The 17,992-nt window shown below is 64.8% G+C and carries 16 protein-coding genes; 13 read left to right on the top strand and 3 right to left on the bottom strand.

The window, feature by feature from the left end:
* The first annotated feature begins 117 nt into the window (after positions 1-117).
* The 8 genes from ACZY1I_RS06720 (at position 118) to ACZY1I_RS06755 (ending at position 7,739) form a co-directional block, all read left to right on the top strand.
* Entirely contained in the window at positions 118-2,367 is a 2,250-nt protein-coding gene (locus tag ACZY1I_RS06720) for a protein kinase domain-containing protein (protein WP_463753584.1), read from the top strand.
* Between the two features lie 216 nt (positions 2,368-2,583).
* The gene (locus ACZY1I_RS06725; protein WP_463753585.1) at positions 2,584-2,997 is read left to right on the top strand and encodes a hypothetical protein; all 414 of its coding nucleotides are present in this window, start codon (positions 2,584-2,586) and stop codon (positions 2,995-2,997) included.
* Positions 2,998-3,094: 97 nt separating this feature from the next.
* Entirely contained in the window at positions 3,095-3,256 is a 162-nt protein-coding gene (locus ACZY1I_RS06730) for a hypothetical protein (protein WP_463753586.1), read from the top strand.
* 31 nt (positions 3,257-3,287) lie between these two features.
* Positions 3,288-3,449 (top strand): hypothetical protein, encoded by a 162-nt coding sequence (locus ACZY1I_RS06735; protein WP_463753587.1) that lies wholly within the window; start codon positions 3,288-3,290, stop codon positions 3,447-3,449.
* 146 nt (positions 3,450-3,595) lie between these two features.
* Positions 3,596-5,206, top strand: coding sequence for an MFS transporter (locus ACZY1I_RS06740; protein WP_463753588.1), 1,611 nt, complete (start codon positions 3,596-3,598; stop codon positions 5,204-5,206).
* Positions 5,207-5,225: 19 nt separating this feature from the next.
* Positions 5,226-6,101, top strand: a complete 876-nt coding sequence (locus tag ACZY1I_RS06745; protein WP_463753589.1) for an alpha/beta fold hydrolase — start codon at positions 5,226-5,228, stop codon at positions 6,099-6,101.
* 187 nt (positions 6,102-6,288) lie between these two features.
* On the top strand, positions 6,289-6,750 hold the full coding sequence (locus ACZY1I_RS06750) for a lipoprotein LpqH (RefSeq protein ID WP_463753590.1): 462 nt from the start codon (positions 6,289-6,291) through the stop codon (positions 6,748-6,750).
* Positions 6,751-6,794: 44 nt separating this feature from the next.
* On the top strand, positions 6,795-7,739 hold the full coding sequence (locus tag ACZY1I_RS06755) for an MAP_0585 family protein (protein ID WP_463753591.1): 945 nt from the start codon (positions 6,795-6,797) through the stop codon (positions 7,737-7,739).
* A 3-nt stretch (positions 7,740-7,742) separates the two neighbouring features.
* Here ACZY1I_RS06755 and ACZY1I_RS06760 read toward each other — a convergent pair whose 3' ends face one another.
* Positions 7,743-8,498, bottom strand: coding sequence for an MBL fold metallo-hydrolase (locus ACZY1I_RS06760; protein ID WP_463753592.1), 756 nt, complete (start codon positions 8,496-8,498; stop codon positions 7,743-7,745).
* A gap of 182 nt (positions 8,499-8,680) precedes the next feature.
* Between ACZY1I_RS06760 and ACZY1I_RS06765 the strand changes: the two genes are divergently transcribed.
* From ACZY1I_RS06765 to ACZY1I_RS06775, 3 genes are all read left to right on the top strand, one after another.
* On the top strand, positions 8,681-10,138 hold the full coding sequence (locus tag ACZY1I_RS06765) for a WS/DGAT/MGAT family O-acyltransferase (protein ID WP_463753593.1): 1,458 nt from the start codon (positions 8,681-8,683) through the stop codon (positions 10,136-10,138).
* Positions 10,139-10,147: 9 nt separating this feature from the next.
* Positions 10,148-10,927 (top strand): enoyl-CoA hydratase, encoded by a 780-nt coding sequence (locus ACZY1I_RS06770; RefSeq protein ID WP_463753594.1) that lies wholly within the window; start codon positions 10,148-10,150, stop codon positions 10,925-10,927.
* 130 nt (positions 10,928-11,057) lie between these two features.
* On the top strand, positions 11,058-12,773 hold the full coding sequence (locus ACZY1I_RS06775; protein ID WP_463753595.1) for a PE domain-containing protein: 1,716 nt from the start codon (positions 11,058-11,060) through the stop codon (positions 12,771-12,773).
* A gap of 97 nt (positions 12,774-12,870) precedes the next feature.
* Here the strand turns inward: ACZY1I_RS06775 and ACZY1I_RS06780 are convergent, their stop codons facing one another.
* Positions 12,871-14,934 carry a serine/threonine-protein kinase gene (locus tag ACZY1I_RS06780; RefSeq protein WP_463753596.1) on the bottom strand — a complete coding sequence of 688 codons (2,064 nt, stop codon included), beginning with the start codon at positions 14,932-14,934 and terminating at the stop codon, positions 12,871-12,873.
* Between the two features lie 160 nt (positions 14,935-15,094).
* Positions 15,095-16,105 carry an alpha/beta fold hydrolase gene (locus ACZY1I_RS06785; RefSeq protein ID WP_463753597.1) on the bottom strand — a complete coding sequence of 337 codons (1,011 nt, stop codon included), beginning with the start codon at positions 16,103-16,105 and terminating at the stop codon, positions 15,095-15,097.
* 234 nt (positions 16,106-16,339) lie between these two features.
* Here ACZY1I_RS06785 and ACZY1I_RS06790 point away from each other — a divergent pair, with 234 nt between their 5' ends.
* Together ACZY1I_RS06790 and ACZY1I_RS06795 are read left to right on the top strand one after the other, a co-directional pair.
* Positions 16,340-17,203 (top strand): class I SAM-dependent methyltransferase, encoded by an 864-nt coding sequence (locus ACZY1I_RS06790; RefSeq protein WP_463753598.1) that lies wholly within the window; start codon positions 16,340-16,342, stop codon positions 17,201-17,203.
* A gap of 45 nt (positions 17,204-17,248) precedes the next feature.
* Positions 17,249-17,962, top strand: a complete 714-nt coding sequence (locus ACZY1I_RS06795) for a DUF732 domain-containing protein (RefSeq protein ID WP_463753599.1) — start codon at positions 17,249-17,251, stop codon at positions 17,960-17,962.
* Positions 17,963-17,992 lie beyond the last annotated feature (30 nt).

Raw genomic sequence — 17,992 nt, forward strand, 5'->3', positions numbered from 1 at the left:
CTATCCCGGGTCCGCGTTTTCGTGCTTAGCTTGGCGATACGGCCATGCGTCCCCGCTCGCGCGGCTTTAATGTGTTTTTGCTGGGTATTTCACCGGGCTTTCGCTGAGGGGAGCGGTGTGCAAGGTACGACATTCGGCCGCTACCGGTTTATGGAGTTACTCGGCCGCGGCGGTATGGGTGAGGTGTGGCGCGCATACGACACCGAGACCCAACGTGTTGTTGCGGTAAAAGTGTTGCCGGCAAACCTGGCCAACGACCCGACCTTCGAGCAGCGGTTTCGCCGGGAAGCGCTGGCGGCGGCCGGTCTCAACGACCCGCACGTGGTGCCGATCCACCATTTCGGCGAGATCGAGGGACGTCTCTACGTCGACATGCGGCTCGTCGTCGGCAAAGATCTGCAGGCGATCATCGCCGAGGGCGCACTCGAGCCCGAACGTGCGGTCATGATCATCGAGCAAATCGCCTCGGCGCTGCGCTCGGCACACCGGGTCGGGTTGGTGCACCGCGATGTCAAGCCGTCCAACATCCTGGTCACCGAGGACGACTTCGCGTATCTGATCGACTTCGGGATCGCGCGTGCGGCGGGCGACTCGCACATGACCGGTACCGGCAACGTCATCGGCACCTGGGCCTACATGGCACCGGAACGGGTGACGACCGGACAGACCGACCCGCGCGGCGACACCTATGCACTCGGGTGCGTACTGCACGAGTGTCTGACCGGCAGCCAACCGTTCCCCGGAAACAGCCTCGAACAGCAAATCGGTGGCCATCTGAGCAAGCCGCCGCCGCGGCCGTCCACGTTTCGACGCGGCATACCCGAAGAGCTCGACAATGTCGTTGCCACCGCGATGGCAAAGAACCCCGAGCAGCGCTATTCAGAGGTCACGCAGATGGCCGCGGCTGCCCGGGACGCGGTCACCGGCACGCGGCCGATCCCGATGCGTCGACCAGAGCCCATCCAGCAGCGAACCCAGCAGGCGCCCCAACCCATTCCGCCGAAGCCGCAGCAGCCACCGCCGCCGCCGAAGCCGCCACCACCGCCGCCCCGCGGTGGCGCCGGCTACGTTGAGCCGCCGCCGAGGCGCCCGGCCTCCGACCCGAATCAGCACCGTCCATCCGCCGGACAGGGGCAGTACCGCCCGGCGCCGGACCCGAATCAGTACCGCCCGGCGCCCGACCCGAATCAGTACCGACCGACACCTGAGTCAAACCCGCAGCGGCCCGCCGCCGACCCCACCCAGCGCCGCACACCCTCCGAGCCCAATCAGTACCGCCCGAGCAACGACGATCCGACGATGTACCAAGTGCCGGGCAAACCCCAAGCGCCTCCGGCCATCGCCCGGTTATCGGCAACGCCTGCGCAAAGCCCGACCAAAAAGAGTTCCAAACGCCCCAAACCGCTGATCCTGGCGGGCGTGGGTGCATTGCTGGCTGTCATCGCGGTGGTCGCGGTCATCGTGCTGACCAGCGGTGGCGGGACGAAGGGCAGTCAGACGGCCCAGCATTCGAGCACCGGCGAACACGCCGCACCTGGCAGCAGCGGATCGTTCACCGGCACTTACACCGCCAATTTCGGGCCGAAGCTCTCGCTGGCCAATACCGAGGTGGCAAACTCCGAACCGCCCGGGCAGGAGACGTGGGTGGTGCGATCGGAGTGCAGCGGAGGCGGAGACACCGGATGCGTCGCGACCGCCCAACGAACGGACGGACCTTACAACCACACGCCGAAATTGGTCTTCGACGACGTTCGCAGTCGCTGGATAGCGGTAGCGCTGGAGGGCGGCAAGTGCAACGACAAGAGCATCGAGAAATGGAACTACGTCTGGCTGCAGCCCAAGCCCGACGGCACCCTGGTCGGTGAGTGGATCACGGATTCGCTGGATTGCTACAGCAAGCGGACGGTGACGTTCACCCGAACCGGCGACGCCAACCTTCCGAGCCTGCCCAACCCCGCCGACCAGTCCGCACGGGTGATTTCGCCGGGCGAGGCATTGCACGGCTTCTACCACTTGGTGACCACCTACACCGGCCCCAACGCACCGAAGCCGCAGGAAGCGGACTACAACGTGGACACCATCTGCCTGCGCACGGGGGATCGCTGCCTCAGCAGATTCGTCCGGAACGGCACCAGCGGTACGCAACTATTGCAGTTCGCGAACGACGTCTGGACCCGCGACGACGAGTACGACGCTGCTTGTCCGGCCGGCGGGACTTCCCATGTCGTGATCAAGGGCACCTTCCCGCTGCCGGAACCAGCTCAAGATCCGATTACCTTGCTCTCCGGCAGTGGCACCAAAGACGAATCGGGCAGCGCCTGCAAAGGCGGTCCGTATGACATGAAATTCACCCGCAGCGGTAGCTGAACCCGGCGCTGTGCAGTGTTCTTCTGGAAGTATGCCGACCCCTCAACCGGATACTCCCAGAAGGACACTGCGCCAGTCTGTGAGCGGCAGCGCATCAACTTAGTTCCATAGCGGGAACGACCTTCCCGATTAAGTGCCAACAGTCCCCTACAAGAAATAAGAACTGTCTTGTGAGTCAATTTGAATAAAATATGGTCAAAGCGTACCTTTTGTGAGGTGCCGAGACTTAATCGAGCAGGCAAGAATCTCGGCCGTGTGCTCGAATGGCTGCTCAACCGTGATGTTCCGGACGGTGAAATTGGTTCCGCCCTCAAACTCGCGAAGGCCACCTACTCGCGGCGCAAAGATGCCGACGATTTCCCCAACTTCGCTGAGCTGACCGCGCTGGGCGATTACTTCGACGTGTCAGCCCGAGTTCTGCAGATCGCTTTCGGCTGGCGTGGTGAGGACGAGCTGATCCTGCTCAACGTCGATGAGATGTGCCAATACATGGAGCAGGCCGGTGCCGCGCTGTTCTCCAACGAACGCGTCCGCCAGTTCATCGAGGGTCGCGGGCAGACTGACAACGCTCTGGCTGACGCGATCCGGCAGATGTCGGACACGGTGCGCGGCGAAGCCGAAGGCGCGTAGCTCCGGCTGTCGCTTCGCCGTTTCGCCGCAGGTCTGTTTGAAGACACCGACTCCGCGGGTAGGCAGTGCGGAGCCGAGCGGAGGAGTGATTTATTCGATGTCCGATCGATTGGCCAATCCCCAAACGCCCGAGCGGGGGACGCCGCCAGAGCCGCCGGAACGGCTTACGCCTGCGGAAACGCCGGAACGGTTGACGCCGAGCGAGCCACCCGAGCGGCTGAATCCGCAGGAGCCGCCCGATCGACTGGCGCCGGCGTAAGCCACCAACCACTGAGATCAGGAGGCAGATGATGCGTGCCGAAGAAGGCGAAGAATCGGTCAAGGACTACGCCGTCAAGGGTGAGCAGACGCTGAGCAGGATCAAGGATTCGCAGCGGTCATCGGGGAATCCCGTCACCCGCGCGGCGCGGCGGCTGTTACGCCTCGTGCCAGGTCATTCGTCGCGGGGCTGAACCACGCCGGGCCCTGAGGCCGCGTCGCGTTCTCCTAGCAGGATGGGCGTTTTTTCGTGCTCGCGGGAGGGTACTGAGACTACTAGTCTCGTTCAGAGACTAACAGTCTTGTTCGCATGCCCTCGCACGCACCAGGAAGCAGGCCCATGACCGGTTTTGCGGCGAAGACCCTCAAGCGGTTCGACCAGGCGCCTGCCGATTCGTTCGCGCGAGGTTCCCGGGCGCGTCGCGGGTGGACCCTGTTCGTGGCGTGCGCGGGGGTGTCCCTCGTCATCGCGTCGATGGTGGCCCTGAACACCGCCTTGGGCGACATTGCCAGGGCCACCTCGGCGACGCAGACGCAGCTGACCTGGATCGTGGACAGCTACACATTGCTGTTGGCGTGCCTCTTGCTGCCGGCCGGCGCCATCGGCGACCGGTACGGACGACGGAGCGCGTTGCTGGTCGGCGTGGCAATCTTCTCGATCGCGTCGGCCTCACCACTGCTTTTCGACACGCCCGTGCAGATCATCGCGGCGCGCGGGTTGGCCGGCGCGGGAGCCGCATTCGTCATGCCCGCGACGTTGTCACTGCTGACCGCCGCCTATCCGCCGGAAGCACGGACCAAGGCGGTCGGCACCTGGGCCGGTGTCGCGGGTTCCGGCGGGCTGTTCGGGCTGGTCGGTGCCGGCCTGCTGATCGAATTCTTCGACTGGCGGTCGATCTTCTGGACGCTGTCCGTCGGCGGCCTGGTGGTCCTCGTGCTGACCGCCACAATCGCTGAATCTCGTGACGAGCAGGCTCCGTGTCTCGACGTCCCCGGTGCTGTCACGGTGGGGGCGGCCGTCGCGGTGTTCGTGTTCGGCATCTTGCAGGCGCCCGCCCACGGTTGGAGCGATCCGCACGTGATCGGCTGCCTGGCCGGTGGAGTGGTGCTAGCGGTCCTGTTCGGACTGATCGAGCTGCGACGGCGACAACCGCTGCTGGACATCCGCCTGTTTCGCGACCCGAACTTCGGCACCGGCGGGTCCGCCATCACCGTCGTCTTCCTGGCCACGTTTGCGCTCTTCTTCCTGGTTGTTCAGTACCTGCAACAAGTCAGGGGTTATTCCGCTCTGGTAGCGGCACTTGCGTTGAGCCCCATGGCGATTCCGCTGCTGGCGCTCTCGACACTGTCGTCGTGGTATCTACCGAAGCTGGGCCTGCGGGCGGTCGTCTTCGCGAGTATGGCGCTGGTTTCGGTCGGGTTCCTGTGCATGTGCACTCTGGATGTCGACTCGTCCTATCTCGAGGTGTGCTGGCCGCTGATGGTGATCAGTGCTGGCTTTGGATTATGTACGGCGCCAACGACATCGGCCATCATGACCGCGGCGCCCGATCAGAAGCAGGGCGTAGCCTCCGCGGTCAACGACGCGACCCGCGAGGTGGGCGGTGCCTTGGGCATCGCGCTCGCCGGCTCAATCCTGGCCGGCAACTACAGCCACCACATCGCCAGTGCGCTCGGCAGTTTCCCCGAACCCGCCCGGGGTCCCGCATCGGATTCTCTGACCAAGGCACTGGCTGTCGCCAATCAGCTTGGGCCGCAAGGCCTTCAACTCGCCGACCGCAGTAAGGAGGCGTTCGTGGCTGCGACGAATTCGTCCTATTTGGTGATGGCCGTCGTCGTCGCCGTCGCGGCGCTGATCATCCCGTTGCTGGCGCCGGGACGTGATGGGGAGCAACTGCGGGTGGTGCGTCGACTGATCAATCGACGGAGCGTCGGTGAACCCGCAAATTAGGGAGACTTAGTATTTGCAGATGGTGACGGCAGCGCAACAATTTGTAACGCACCGACCGGACGGCGTGCGCATCGTCTCGGACCGCCAGGGTGACCCTGATTCCCGTGCGGTGGTTTTTCTGCACGGCGGCGGGCAAACCCGTCGCTCCTGGGGCCGGGCGGCTGCCGCCGTCGCCAAACGCGGCTGGCAAGCCGTCACCGTCGACTTGCGCGGCCACGGCGAATCGGACTGGTCCAACGACGGCGATTACCGCGTCGTCAGCTTTGCCAGCGACGTCGCCGAAGTACTCGGCGGCCTCCCGCCGGACCCGGTACTGGTCGGCGCTTCTCTCGGCGGGTTCACCTCGATGCTTCTCGCGGGAGAGCTTTCGCCGGGCATCGCCGGCGCTGTCGTCCTGGTCGACATCGTGCCGAACATGGAGCAGTCGGGTGCGGCCCGGATCCACAACTTCATGGCTGACCGCGTGGAGTCGGGATTCGGTTCGCTTGAAGAGGTCGCCGACGCGATCGCCGAGTACAACCCGCACCGGCCCCGGCCCACCGATCTCGAGGGTCTGACCACCAATCTGCGCCGCCGCGGCGACCGCTGGTACTGGCATTGGGATCCGCAGTTCATCAGCGGCACCGCCGCCTACCCGCCGATCGAGGTCACCGATCCGGATCGGATGCACATGGCCGTTGAGGCGATCCTGGACGGCGGCGTGCCGATGCTGCTGATCCGGGGACAGATGAGCGATCTGGTCAGTCAGGACAGCGCGGAGCAGTTTCTGGCCCGTTTCCCGCAAGTCGAATTCGCCGATGTGCGCGGTGCCGGGCACATGGTCGCGGGCGATCGTAACGACATATTCGCCCAGGCTGTGCTCGATTTCCTGGCGCGGCACGTCGGCGACGGCTAATGACTCGTGCCGCCGGGCCCCCAGGACTTATTGACCCGTCGGGTTTGTGGTGCCAGGGTACGGGGTATCCCGCCGCAGCCGTCGTATTGAATGTGTGTTGGATGTGTGTTTGACGAGTGCGACTTCGATATGGGTGCGACGAGACAGGGTAGACACCTGCCGCACCAGGAGAGCCAAGGAGCCGTAAGTGAAGCGTGGGATCCTGATTGGTACAGCCGGCGTAGCGATCGTGCTTGCGAGTTGTGCCGGTTGTTCCGACAAGAAGTCCAGTTCGGGCCAGCCCAGCTCGCAACCGCCCGCCGCGCCGAAGGTTGTCGTCGACGGCCAGAACCTCAACGTGACCGGTGCGGTGACGTGCACGCCCGCGGGGGACAACATCAACATCGGTATCGGCGACGCGTCGGCCGGAATCGGTGCGGTGATCAGCAACGCCAACCCGCCCATCGTGCATGCGGTGGGACTCGGCAGCGTCAACGGCATCACGCTCGGCTTCTCCGACGCTGCAGCGAATCAGGCCACCAACGCGGGAGCCGCAGTCGACGGCAAGGCCTACGGAATCAAGGGCACCGCATCAGGTGTCGACATGACCAATCCGGATGATCCGAAGCCGGTCACCAAGTCATTCGAGATGAGCGTGACCTGCCCGTAGTGCAGGCCGCCAGCAATCACGCCAAGTCCAGAAGGGACGCAGCTATGCCAACGAAACGTGTGGTGCGGGCGGCAGTCGCGGCGGCTGTCATCGCCGCTACAGCGCTGCAACCGGGGATGGCGAGTGCAACGCCCGCTGTGCCGATTCCTCTAGCGCCGGAAACTCCGACACCGGCACCGGCCACCACCGCGGCGCCGGCCCCGAAGAACACCCCGGCGCCGGCCACTACCGCGCCGCCCGCCACCACAGCACCGCCGGCCACCACCGCGCCGCCGGCCACTACCGCGCCGCCGGCCACCACCAAGCCGCCTGCCTCGGTGACCACGACGGTGCCGGCCACCACCACAGCACCGCCGCAGACCACAACGGTGGCGCCTACCACGACGCCGCCAGCGACGACCACGACCACTGTGCAGACAACTACGGCGGCGACCACGACGTCCGCCGGCCAGACCACTACCTCGAGCGGTCAGACCACGACGCCCGCCGGACAGAGCACCACCTCAAGTGGTCAGACCACCACACCCGCCGGGCAGACCACCTCGACCACTGCGGCCGCCCCGCAGATCACTGTGATCATCAACGCGGCGCCCACCCAGCCACCGCACCCGCCCTACATCCCGCGTGGACCGCTGGAGCGGCCCACCGCTCAATACGGTGGCCCCATCGACACCCTCGCCGGGATCCTCTTCCCCGGGCGCGGGGCGCCACCCCCTCCGGCGCAGCGTGGCTACGGCTGGAACAACGGCAACGCTCCCGGTTACGCGCCGCCCAACTGGCAAGGCCCGCCTCCCGCCGGCGGCTGGAACGGTCCGCCGCCTCCCGGTGGTTGGAACCGGCAGTGGAACGGACCCTCGCGTGACGTGGGTTACGGGCGAAACGACTTCGGCCAGTTCAACTACAACAACTTCACTGCCATCCCGGTCTTCAACTGGCAGTACGGCGGTTGGGGCTACTGGTTCTTCGGCGTCTGGGTGCCCCTGTACTGAGGCTCAGCCCAGCAGCGGCCACTCCCTTCCGAGGACTCGCTCGCGCAGCGATTGCAGTTGCGCCGCAACGTCTTCGGTGAGTGGTCTGCGGTGGCCCGGTGCGACGTACCGCACCGGCAGGGCAAGCAGGGCCGCCATCGAGGCGCGGGCGTCCGCCACGTCGAGGGTGACCGGGCGGGCCATGAAGCGCAGCTTGTGGCCGACGACCGCGAGTGCGTCGCCGGCGAACAGCACGCCGCTGGGCTCGTGGAAGTAGGCGACGTGACCCGGTGTGTGGCCTGGCGTCTCCACAACCCGGAATTGGTCCAACACCCGATCACCCTCGCGCACCAGGACGTCGGCAGCGATGGCTGTGGCGGTAGCGGCGCTGAGCAATCCGCGAGCCAACACGAGCGGCCCGCGCTCGGGGACATGCCCGGATAACCAGCCGGGAAAGCCGCCGCGCGCGGTTTCCCGCATGAAGTACGGCCGTTCGTCTCCGTGGTAGTAGACGTTGGCACCCGACATGGCCTTGATCACCGCCGCACCCGCCGCGTGGTCGTTGTGCCAGTGCGTCAGCATGATCGTGTGCACGGCGGACGGCGCGCGGCCCAGCATCGCCAGGCCGTTGAGCACCGGCGCCGCATCGGAAGTCATGCCGCAATCGACTAGAACGATGCCGTTGTCGTCCACTACCGCGTAGGAGCAACAGACGTAGCTGCGCTGCCGAAAACACCAAACGTTGTCGGTTACCGGCAACAGTTGGACCCTCGATCGCATGGCTGCCTCCTGCTAGCAGCGTATGGCTGCTGGCAACCCCGAGCAGCCCTTCGTCTCGCCGACAGCGAACCCGAAGGTCATCGGCACTCGCTTTCGGCTACCGTCACCACCTAGAACGGCTGTCCGTCGCCGGCGGACTTTGCCGCGCGTGAGGGCAAACGCGAGTGTGAAGGGAATATCCCATGAGCAAGACCGCACGGCGGCTGGGCCCGCAGGACATGTTCTTCCTCTACGCCGAGTCGTCCAGCACGATGATGCACGTCGGCGGGCTGATGCCATTCACGCCGCCGCCGGATGCGCCGAAGGACTTCCTGCGCAAGCTCGTCGACGAGAGCAAAGTCAACGAGGTGGTGGAGCCGTGGAATCTGAAACTCAGTCTCCCGGACCTGCTTTACAGCCCCATCCAGTCGTGGGTGTACGACGAGAACTTCGACCTGGATTATCACGTGCGGCGTTCGGCGCTCGCCAGCCCGGGCGATGAGCGTGAACTCGGAATCCTGGTGTCCCGCTTGCACAGTAACAAGTTGGACCTGCGGCGCCCGCCGTGGGAAATGCACTTCATCGAAGGCCTCGAAGGCGGACGGTTCGCCATCTACGTCAAGATGCACCACGCGTTGATCGATGGCTACTCGGGTCAGAAGATGTTGGCCCGCAGCATGTCTACGGATCCGCATGACACGACGCACCCACTGTTCTTCAACATCCCGACTCCCGGCCGGGTCACCACTCCCAAAGATGACGCCGGCGGTGTCGCGGGCAGCGTGCTGAGCAGCCTCGGCGGTGTGGTGAACAGCCTCGGTGGTGTCGTCAGCGGCGTCGGCAGTGTTATCGGCTCCGTCGCGGGGGCAGGTCGGTCGTCTCTCGACCTCACCAAGGCGATCGTGAACACTCAGTTGCGCGGCGGCGAGGAGTACGGCGACCTCATCGGCTCGCTGCAGGCGCCGCGTTCGATCCTGAACACCCGGATCAGTCGCAACCGTCGGTTCGCTACTCAGCAATACGATCTGGACCGCCTGAAAAAGATTGGTGCGAAGCAGAATTCGACTGTGAACGACGTCGCGCTGGCGATCGTCGGCGGCAGTTTGCGTCGCTTCCTCGACGAGTTGGGTGAACTCCCCGACAAGCCGCTGATCGCGATGTTGCCGGTGAACGTGCGCCCGAAGGACGACGAGGGGGGTGGCAACGCGGTAGCCACCATCCTGGGATCACTGGGGACCGACATCGCCGATCCTGTCGAACGCCTGCATGCCGTCACGGCGACGACCCGGATGGCGAAGGCGCAGTTGAAGACGATGGACAGGGACACCATCCTGGCCTACACGGGAGCTCTGATGGCTCCCTTCGGCTGGCAGCTGGCCAGCACCCTCACCGGGGTGAAGACGCCTTGGCCGTACACCTTCAACTTGTGCGTCAGCAACGTGCCGGGACCGCAGGATGTGCTCTACCTGCGGGGCAGTCGGATGGAGGCGTCCTATCCGGTCTCATTGGTAGCGCACAGCCAGGCGCTGAACGTCACATTGCAGAGTTACGCCAACACGTTGAACTTCGGCTTCATCGGCTGTCGGGACACACTTCCGCACCTGCAACGCCTGGCGGTCTATACCGGGGAAGCGCTCGACGAGCTAGAGAGCGCCTCCTAGGGCGAGTTGATGAATATTTCCGACAGCCGGTTCGTCCGACTGCGCCACGAGGGCGGCGTCGCCACGATCGAGGTGATCAACTCCAAAACTTTGAATATTGTTGGTAGTCCGGCGATTACAGAATTGACGGCCGCTTTTCGCGCCATCGGCGAAGCCGACGATGTTCGGGTCGTCGTCTTCCGCGGAGAGGGGGAGCGGGCCTTCATCGGTGGCGCCGACATCAACGAGATGGTCCACCTCGACCAGGCCAGCGCCGAGGTGTTCATTCGCCGACTCGCGGCCTTGTGCGAGTCGATTCGCGAATGTCCGGTTCCGGTCATCGCCCGGCTTGCGGGCTATTGCCTCGGCGGAGGTTTGGAAGTCGCATCGTGCTGCGATTTGCGGATCGCTGAGTCGGGTGCCAAATTCGGGATGCCGGAGGTGGCGGTCGGAATCCCGTCTGTCATTCACGCTGCGTTGCTGCCGGCGTTGATCGGGGCTTCGCACTCGGCATGGTTGTTGCTGACCGGCGAAACCATCGATGCCGGCACGGCCGCGCAATGGGGCCTGGTGCACGAGGTGGTTCCCGCCGCTGCGCTTGATGCCCGTATCGGCGCGCTCAGCGCCAGACTCGCCGGATTCGGCCCGCACGCGGTCCGGCAACAAAAACGCCTACTCAACAAATGGTTCGACATGACAGTGCACGGTGCGATCGAGGACAGCGTCGAGCAGTTCGGCCTGTCGTTCTTGACCGGTGAGCCCCAACAGCACATGCAGGCATTCCTTGATCGAAAAAGCGCGCCAAGATAGCAGCGAACCGCTGGCGATTGCTCAGCGGGCGGCCTTGCTAATTACTTCCCGCAATTCCGCCGATACGCACTTCTTTTCGCGCTCCGAGCGCAATGATGTTCTGTACTCGGGTCACGCAAGGGGTATGACAATGTCATTCGTGCTTATGGCGCAGGACGCGTTAGAGGCGGCGGCAGCGGATGTAGCGCAGATCGGTTCGGCACTGCGGGTTGGCAATTCGGCCGCCGCCGTCCCGACGACGGGACTGTCGGCAGCGGCCGCTGACGAAGTGTCGGCGGCAATTGCGGCGGTGTTCGGCTCGCACGGCAAGGAGTATCAAGCAGCCGCCGCCCAGGCGGCGGCGTACCACTCGCAGTTTGTGCTGTCCTTGAACTCCGCATTGGCGTCCTACGGAGGTACCGAGGTTGGGGCGGCTCAGGGGCTCGCGGATTTTAATGCGTCCCTCGCCAACGGATTTCAGACCATGGTCTACGGACCGATCCGGTCCGCAGGCGACGGTTGGATCAACAGTCCGCTGGGCCAGGCGATCGATCCCGTCATCAACGCACCGTTCCAACTGGTGTTCCAGCGGCCCTTGATCGGTAACGGTACGGCGGGCACAGCGGCGCGCCCCAATGGTGGCGCCGGTGGCGTCCTGTTCGGTGACGGCGGGGCGGGCTACAGCCAAACCGCGGGTGTGGAAGCCGGCGGCCATGGCGGCAGTGCCGGGCTGATCGGCACCGGCGGCGCCGGCGGGGCCGGCTTCGGCGGCGGTATCGGTGGCAATGGCGGCGTCGGCGGATGGCTGATGGGCAATGGCGGTATCGGCGGAGTCGGGGGCACCGGAGGGGTCGGTGGCCAGGCCCTGTTCCTGGGTAACGGTGGCGCCGGCGGTGGCAGCGCGCTGGGCGGTCGCGCCGGGTTGTTCATCGGAGACGCCGGAACGGGCTGGACCGCCAACCCCGGTGGTGGCCAGCGGATCGTGATCGACTTCGTGCGGCACGGGCAGACCGGAGCCAACGCGGCCGGGTGGATCGACACCGCGATTCCCGGAGTGCCACTCTCGACTCTGGGGCAGCAACAGGCGGCGACCGTCGCCGGCGTCCTGGCCCCCAACGCGCCCTACGCCGGGATCTTCGCTTCCCAGATGGGCAGGACACAGCAAACCGCGCTGGCGCTGACCAGCCTGCTGGGAGTACCGAACGCGACGGTGTTGCCGGGGCTTAACGAGATCAGTGCCGGCATCTATGACGGCTTTCCGCAGATCAGTCCCGCGGGCCTGCTCTACCTGGCCGGCCCGATCGCGTGGACGTTCGGATTCCCGATCGTGCCGATGCTCGCTCCCGGCTCGATCGACGTCAACGGCGTCGTATTCGACCATCTCTTTGACGGAGCGGTTCGAACGATCTACAACACGTCCATCGCGAATCCGGTTGTGGCGCAAGACGGCAATATCACCGCGGTCGCGTATTCGAGTCAGGGCACAATCGGCATCGGGACGATGATGAACGTCAACAACCCGAACCCGTTCCTGCAGATCACCAGCCCACTGGGTAACACCGGCGTCGTCGTCGTCGAGGGCGACCCCGCGGGTGGCTGGCGGATGGTCAGCTGGAACGGGATACCGGTCCCGCCAGCGAATCTGCCGACGGCGCTGCTCGTCGATGTGCGCAACCTGATCACCGCGCCGCAGTACGCGACCTGGGACATCGGCTATTCGCTGCTTTCCGGCGATCCGACGACCATCTTGACCGCGGTGCGCGACGGCATCGAACAGGTCGGCAAGGCGACGATCAACTTCCCCGTCGAGGTGGTTCAGGACATCGCCAGCGCCCTGCGCGGGGACTCGCCGCTGCTGGTGGCGTAGCCGCCCGATAGACCGCCCGGCTGCGCCGCGCTTGCGATCGCGACCGGTCATATGGTCGCGACCCGCTGCGCCGCGCTTGCGATCGCGACGCGAACGCTCAGTCCCTGATGCGGGTGAAGACCTGGTCGTAGGGACCGCCCTTGCAGGCGCTACCCGTCGAGTCCTCCAAGCCGTGGCCGCTCAGCGTCGTGATCGGGTCCGGGGCCCCTTTGGGCAGCGGGAAGACGCCCGTGACCCGGACATGACTGGTCCCGCCCGCCGCACAGGGGACGTCTTCCTCCGAGTTTTCCGTCCAGGCATTGTTGGCGAAGATGAACAGCTGATGGTCGGTGAGGTCAGTCAGCACGAACCGGCTCAGGCAGCGGTCCCCGGCGCGCAGGCAGAACGTGTCGACACTGAAGTCCTGGTCTCCCGGCTTGGCGGTGGCGGCCGACGTGAACTTCGACCGGTAGAAGCCGCGTAGCCCCAGCGCCGGCGATGCCACCCGGGCGGGCAGGGTCGACGGATCGGGCAAGCTGGAAACATCGGCGTCGCCGGTCCGGGTGAAAGTCACACTCCGTTTGCTGTAGCACTTGACTGAGTCATCGATCCATTCGCCGGCCATGCTGCCGTCGGGACGCGGAATCAGGTAGATCCAGTGCCACTCTTCGATGTCTTCGTTACCGCATCTTTCGGTGTCCAGTGCGACAGCGATCCAGCGTCCGTTGATGTCGTCGAATATCAAACTCGTCGGGTGCTTCAACGACCCGGAGCTGCGCGCAGCGGTGGCCACGCACCCCTTCGGGCCGCACACCGAACGCATCTTCCACGTCTCGTTGCTCGGCGGTTCCTGCCCTGGCTGGTCCGCACCCGTCAAGCCGATGCTCTTGCCGAACGTGAGGGTGTAGGTGCCGGTGAGCGGACCGCTGTTGGTGCCCTGCGCCGTCGTGGTCGTGGTTTTGCTCGGCTCGCTACCACTCATCGTGAAAGCGACGACCAGACCGATCACCAGGAGCACCGCCGCAATGCCGCTGGCCAGGATGATGTTGCGACGTTTGCGGTCGGGTTCGCCGGCCCCGCCGGATGCCGAAGGCCTGATCGGAGGCGGAGTGTGGCCGCCCGGCGGCCCGGTTTGCGGCACGCTGTAGCCGCCGGTCGGCCCGGTGGGAGGCAGGTGGCTACCGCCGGTCGATCCTGGCGGCGGATCCGGGACGTACTGGCGGTACTGGGTCGCCTCGGTGTTTGACACGGCCGGGGGCGGCGCGGCGGGGTAGTAGTTGCGGGGTGCGCTCGGTGCTACCGGCACCGCCTGAGTTTCGGGTTGCGACGGGTCGGCTCCGCGCCACTGGGCGACGGGCGTCGGCGGCTGCGTAATCGCTGCCCGGGCCGCCGCGGCCATGTCGGTGGGAGAGGAATAACGCTGGTCGGGGTTCTTGGCCATGCCGATCGCGATCACTCCGTCGAGTTGGATCGGCAGGCCTCTGCGAAGCGCTGATGGCCGAGGTGCCGGCAAACCCAGGTGGCCGCCCAGTTGCTGTTCGATGCTCGACCCGGGGAACGGCTGGGTGCCGGTCAGACACTCATGCAGTACGCAGGCCAGGGCATAGGTGTCGCTGCGCGGGTCGGTCTCGCCTTTGCTGAGCCGCTCTGGCGCCATGTAGGCCCAGGTGCCGATCACGCTGCCGGTGTTGGTCATCCGCGATTCGCCCGCCGCACTGGCGATACCGAAGTCGATCAGATAGGCGAAGTCACGTGGGGTCACCAGAATGTTGGACGGCTTGACGTCTCGGTGTACCAGCCCGACCTGATGCGCGTCGTGCAACGCCGAGGCGATCTGCTCGACGACACCTATCGCGCGACTAGGCTCCATCGGTCCCTCGGCAATGATGCTTTGCAGATCGCGGCCCTTGATAAGTCGCATGTCGACGTAGAGGCGACCGTCGATCTCGCCGAAATGATGAATCGGGATGACGTGCGGGTCGTTGAGTCCCGCGGCGGCCAACGCCTCCCGCCGAAAGCGTTGTACGAAACTTGGATCGCTGGCCAGGCTCGTCGCCAGCACCTTCACCGCAACTATGCGCTGGGTCTCGGTGTCGTATGCCCGCCAAACCTCGCCCATACCTCCGCGACCGATCAGCTCAATCAGCTTGTACCGGCCGAACGGCGTCCCATCAGCGTCCACAGTGCTCCCGATTCACCCGTGATTCACCCATAGCGAAACCCTTAACCGACAGATTGAAGTCGCAAAAAGGAAGGCGCAAGGCCGTATCTCGGCAAACTCAGAGCAAGCTCATATTTTTGACAGGTGAAGTTCAGAAGCTAATTGCCCCGTGGGTGCAACTTCAGCCACAACGGTATTCAGCGACCGCAGGCACCGCCTGAAGATGCCGGCGAGAGCGACGCCGGCTCAGCCGCTGAACCACGGCCTGCGACCGCGGGCCCGGGGAGTGCTGGGTGTGAGCCGCTGCCGACCAGGCGGCCAGCGAGACGGCCGCGGTGGTCGCGCGCTGCGGGTGCCCGTCGTTCGCGTCGATGAACTCGTCGATCAGGCCTGCCACGGTGTCGGTTTGCTCGGCCTGGGGGTGATGGGCCGCACCGGGAATGATGTGCAGGCGGCTGTGCGGCATGGCCTCGTGGGCGGCGTAGGCGTGCGCAACCGGGATGACGCGGTCCTGATCGCCGGTCATGATCAGCACCGGCACGCTCGCGTTGAAGTGCAGGCGATTCAGTGCGCAGACGAACTGGCCACGGCGGTCCACCACCGCGCGCAGTGTGCGTAGCAGTGCTTGCCGGTTCTCCGCATTTGCCAATGCTGAGTGTGCTTCCCAGTGTTCGCTGAACCGGGATGCGTGCTGGTCGGTGGACTTGAGCGCCGCAAATGCCTTGCGCGCCTTGATCGCCGGCTTCGACGCGACGAGTTGCAACACGAATTCCGAACCGGGAAGGGAGATCAGCCGCAGCGTGCGGGTCACCTCGGCGCCCAGACCGCCGCTGCTGATCAGGATCAGTCGCTCGCAGTATTCGCGATGCTGATGGGTGAACTGCATCGCGATTCCACCACCCAGGGAGTGACCGATGACCGTGACTCTCGAGATTCCGAGTGCGTCGAGGAAGTCACGCAGCCACACCGCAAACGCACCCAACGAGTAGTCGCCGCGCGGTTTGTCGGACTGGCCGTGGCCGAGTAGGTCCGGTGCGATGACGCGGTATTTCCCGGATAAGGCCGGAATCATCGCGCGCCAGTGGTTCGAGCTGCCGCCGATGCCGTGTATCAGCAGGAGCACCTCGCCGGCGCCTTCGTCGCGGTAGGCGACGCGGTCACCGTGCAAGTCGAGCGTGTGGAGAGTGGTCATTTTGTCCTGCCAGGTCACTTCGGTGTGAAGGGGATGGTCCTTGTTGAACTGAAGTCTCCGGCGTGGGCCTTGCGAGTTTCTTGCGTCCTTCTAAATGTCTCTTGGCGTCCTGTCAAATGGAGAACGACGCAGGCAGCGTCCATCTGCACGCGACGTGAAGGACGGCGTCTCGGACCGGCTGCAACCCGTGCCGCCGGACTCGGCTACATTAAACGCGGCAATAAGAACAAATGGATGATCCGGAAACAAATAATGCGTCGGCGTGTCAGCGAAGAAACACTTGAAGCGAACAAGTATGTTCATACATTTCTTGTCGAATCTGGCGAGTACCAGAAAAGCCCTCACTTCCGACCCGAAAACATTGCGAAGGTGCGTGCGCTGGTGCTCTCACTCACCGCAGATGTGCGCGCCGCGGATAGCATGGCCATCGACTTCGGCTGCGGCACCGGATTCATGATCGATCTGATCAAGGACCGGTTCAGCGAAGTACACGGGTTGGACATCACCCAGGCGATGATGAGGGAAGTGGACCTCAGCTCGGGCAACGTGTTCGTGCATGAGGCGACGGCAGAGCAAACACCTTTTGCGGATGGGCTTTTCGACTTCGCGACCGCTTACTCTTTTATGGACCATCTGTTCGACGCCGAGAGCTTCCTCAAGGAAGTCTTCCGTGTGCTGAAGCCGGGCGGCGTCTTCTTTGCCGGCCTCAATCCCAACCGCGATTTCATCCTGGCGATGGGTGGGGCCGAGAATAAGGCAGTGGCGGGTGTTCCGCCGATCGTCGCTCGCGAAATCCACGGCGCGTTGCATAACGGTGACTATTACCAAGAGAATTTCGGTGTGGATGGCGCCATGCTCGATAAAGCAGAACCGATCAAGGCAGTGAACAAAGGGTTCGATGCGAAGGAAGTTCACGACCTTGCGCGAAGTGTCGGCTTCACCTCATGCCGCATTGATTACGACTGGTTCCTCGGCCAGGGCAAGGTGATGCACGAGCAGTCCTTCGAGCGTGCGGAACAGATTCATGCGTACCTTTCGAGCATCCTGCCGGTCGCATCACCGCTGTTCAAATATCTCAACTTCGTTCTCACCAAATAGGGTCCCGGCCTTGTGACGAGGCCGGGACGCCATCAGACTGGCTGAATGCGCGATCGCGAGACGATCGACTCGGAACTGCGGCTGCTAGCTCTCCGCGGTCAGCCGTCGTCACAAGAGGTCGACGAACTGCTTGACGAACGGCTGGGCCATCGTGCGGCGCCGCCCAAGAAGAATGTCGCGGGTGTTCAGACGCGTGCCGTTGCGCCTCGGCGGCGTAAAGGAGCGCTGCGCCGTTTCGGGCCCCTTGCGCTGGTACCGCTGTCGCTGCTGGCCGTCGGCGCCGCGTTCGCAATGACGTTCGGCGGGCACCCCCAACAATCGGTAGACGCGGCGGAGGCCTCTCCGCCGTCGATCTCGGAAGCCGCACCCCCTGTGCCGCTGGTTCAAGCGCCGGTCGTCGACATCGCAGACCGGGTGTTCATCGACGTGTTGAATCATGACGGCGTCCCGCTGCCGAGCAGCGAGTACGCGACAACCCATGCCCACGCCGTCTGCGGGTTCCTCAAGCATCAGCCCTACCTTGCCGACGCTGTCCGCTTCGTTCAGCAATCGACCGTGTGGGACGCCGATCAGAGCACCCACTTCGCGGTCGGGGCCGTCGTCTCGTACTGCCCTGAGTTCGAATCCGCAGGCCTGCAGGTGCAGCCCGGCTTGCAGAATTCGATGTCGGACCTGCAAGCCATCCAGCGCGACCTGCGGGACATCCAAGGCGGCTTGCAAGGAATCCGGGACCGCTTGCCGACCATCCCGGGTGAGTAGCCCGCAAGTGATGTCGGGGGGCAGGCCTAC

The organism is Mycobacterium sp. IDUB_37 (genome assembly GCF_055419245.1).

Excerpts from the sequence above, each read along its gene's own strand:
- ACZY1I_RS06730 (WP_463753586.1), top strand. The coding sequence starts at position 3,095 with ATGTCCGATCGATTGGCCAATCCCCAAACGCCCGAGCGGGGGACGCCG.
- ACZY1I_RS06735 (WP_463753587.1), top strand. The coding sequence starts at position 3,288 with ATGCGTGCCGAAGAAGGCGAAGAATCGGTCAAGGACTACGCCGTCAAG.
- ACZY1I_RS06740 (WP_463753588.1), top strand. The coding sequence starts at position 3,596 with ATGACCGGTTTTGCGGCGAAGACCCTCAAGCGGTTCGACCAGGCGCCT.
- ACZY1I_RS06745 (WP_463753589.1), top strand. The coding sequence starts at position 5,226 with ATGGTGACGGCAGCGCAACAATTTGTAACGCACCGACCGGACGGCGTG.
- ACZY1I_RS06755 (WP_463753591.1), top strand. The coding sequence starts at position 6,795 with ATGCCAACGAAACGTGTGGTGCGGGCGGCAGTCGCGGCGGCTGTCATC.
- ACZY1I_RS06760 (WP_463753592.1), bottom strand. The coding sequence starts at position 8,498 with ATGCGATCGAGGGTCCAACTGTTGCCGGTAACCGACAACGTTTGGTGT.
- ACZY1I_RS06765 (WP_463753593.1), top strand. The coding sequence starts at position 8,681 with ATGAGCAAGACCGCACGGCGGCTGGGCCCGCAGGACATGTTCTTCCTC.
- ACZY1I_RS06770 (WP_463753594.1), top strand. The coding sequence starts at position 10,148 with ATGAATATTTCCGACAGCCGGTTCGTCCGACTGCGCCACGAGGGCGGC.
- ACZY1I_RS06775 (WP_463753595.1), top strand. The coding sequence starts at position 11,058 with ATGTCATTCGTGCTTATGGCGCAGGACGCGTTAGAGGCGGCGGCAGCG.
- ACZY1I_RS06785 (WP_463753597.1), bottom strand. The coding sequence starts at position 16,105 with ATGACCACTCTCCACACGCTCGACTTGCACGGTGACCGCGTCGCCTAC.
- ACZY1I_RS06790 (WP_463753598.1), top strand. The coding sequence starts at position 16,340 with ATGATCCGGAAACAAATAATGCGTCGGCGTGTCAGCGAAGAAACACTT.
- ACZY1I_RS06795 (WP_463753599.1), top strand. The coding sequence starts at position 17,249 with ATGCGCGATCGCGAGACGATCGACTCGGAACTGCGGCTGCTAGCTCTC.